3 protein-coding genes are annotated in these 1,753 nt (G+C 23.9%); 2 read left to right on the top strand and 1 reads right to left on the bottom strand.

Features of this window, described 5'->3' with window-relative positions; all coding sequences use genetic code 11:
• Positions 1–272 precede the first annotated feature (272 nt).
• Positions 273–527 (top strand): hypothetical protein, encoded by a 255-nt coding sequence (locus tag MBFIL_RS04330; RefSeq protein ID WP_157078655.1) that lies wholly within the window; start codon positions 273–275, stop codon positions 525–527.
• Positions 528–753: 226 nt separating this feature from the next.
• Positions 754–1,026 (top strand): DUF2080 family transposase-associated protein, encoded by a 273-nt coding sequence (locus MBFIL_RS04325; RefSeq protein ID WP_066971827.1) that lies wholly within the window; start codon positions 754–756, stop codon positions 1,024–1,026.
• A gap of 42 nt (positions 1,027–1,068) precedes the next feature.
• On the opposite strand, the gene MBFIL_RS04320 is transcribed toward MBFIL_RS04325, so the two are convergent.
• Entirely contained in the window at positions 1,069–1,461 is a 393-nt protein-coding gene (locus tag MBFIL_RS04320; protein ID WP_157078654.1) for a hypothetical protein, read from the bottom strand.
• Positions 1,462–1,753: the final 292 nt, after the last annotated feature.

The raw sequence follows: 1,753 nt of genomic DNA, 5'->3' as shown, positions 1-1,753 counted from the left end.
TCCTAGAATAAGCTTTCTTACCTGGAGTATCCGCATATTTAGAATGCAAATCACCAAAATCATACCGACTAACCAATTCCTCAATAAAAAAACAAATATGATTATCTGGAATAAAGTCCCTCAAATTTAAAGGAAGTAAAAACACCTGACCAATACTATCTTCATGCAAAACCATAAACACCAACTCAACAAAAACTAAAAAACATTAATACTATATTACACCCCATAATATTTAAAACTAAGCATAACTAAAAAGAATCAAAAAATAATTATTGCACAGCCAACTTAAACAAAAAAAGAAAATGAAGAATATAGGAGAGCTTAAAAAAATATATAAAATAATATTAGATACCTGTTTCATATTTAATGATTATCCTTATTACGATATAGCAACAGAGGAATATTTTAATAATGAATTAGGTTTCTATGATTCGATGTACATTGCTTTAGTGAGAAAATTAGAATTTGATGGAATTGTAAGTTTTGACAAACATTTTAGTAACAGAGGAATAAATAAAATAGACTAAAATATCATTGTAGATAATTTATAAAAAATGGAAATATTCAACTTCACATTCTTTATAATCATCACTACCATAAACATGATGACTAAATCTAATAAAAATACCTTCATCATCCTTGAATAATACTGTAGCAGTATCAGTATTATTACCAAGACTAGCAACCCATTCATCACCTATAGCTGATGACCTCTCAATTGAGAGGTTATAATATACTTATGAGGTGAATAACTTGAGTACATCAGAACATAAAAATGTGTATTATAACAAAAAAACAAATAAATGGGTAGCAATACTCACAAAAAAAGAAAAAATCATATTCAAAGAACATTTTAAAACTGAAAACGATGCTTATTTAGCAGTTGAAGAAAAAAAGAAAGAATTAGAATCTAATAAAGATACTAGTTTAATCAGAACAGTTAAACCTTTTGGTGGTGCTGGTGCACATGTTAATCTACCTAAAAAATTGATTGGCAAGACAGTTAGGATCATTATTGAAGAATAGTAACTTTATTTTTTTTATTTAAGTTGGATTGATGAATTTTAATTATTTTTTATTATAAGTAACAACAACTCTATCAAAAACCTTATCTTTTAAAACGATACTTAAGGATGATTTATTTTTAAAAATATATGTTTTAGAAGAATATTTGGCAGTATAAGCTGAATAATAATAAACTTTAACAGATTTAATCTTATAATTAGAACTTTTAGATTTAACTTTAACAGTAGTAGATATAATTCCCTCAAGACCCATAATATTTTTATATTTATCTACACTGTAAACTTTAGCATGCTTTAAATTATATAGGTAAGTATCATAATAATATTTAGTAAGTTTATTCGAATCATAATATGGATTCTTTTTACTTGTTTCTGATACAGTAGCACTAGAAACACTACTTATTAACCCGACAAATGTTACTAAAATTAGTAACATTATTATTAGTTTCTTTAAATTCATAGTCATATTTATTGTTATCTTCATTATTTAAATTTAATAGCTATTTTTTGTAATCTATATTATTAATTTTATAAAATTAATTATTAAAATTAATTTATTCAATGAAAAGGTAAAAAGGTTAAAATTTAATCAATTAACCAATAATATTGTTTGTGTCAAAATTTTACCCCTTGTCATTTTATTTTTCAATGTTTTAGTATTCATGTTAATAAATACTATTTACATGTTTAATTATTATCTAAAAACCTCCTGTGAAAAAAAATTTTTA

The organism is Methanobrevibacter filiformis (assembly GCF_001639265.1).
In the GTDB taxonomy this organism is placed as follows: Archaea; Methanobacteriota; Methanobacteria; order Methanobacteriales; family Methanobacteriaceae; genus Methanacia; species Methanacia filiformis.
This window is presented reverse-complemented; position numbering and strand designations above follow the sequence as displayed.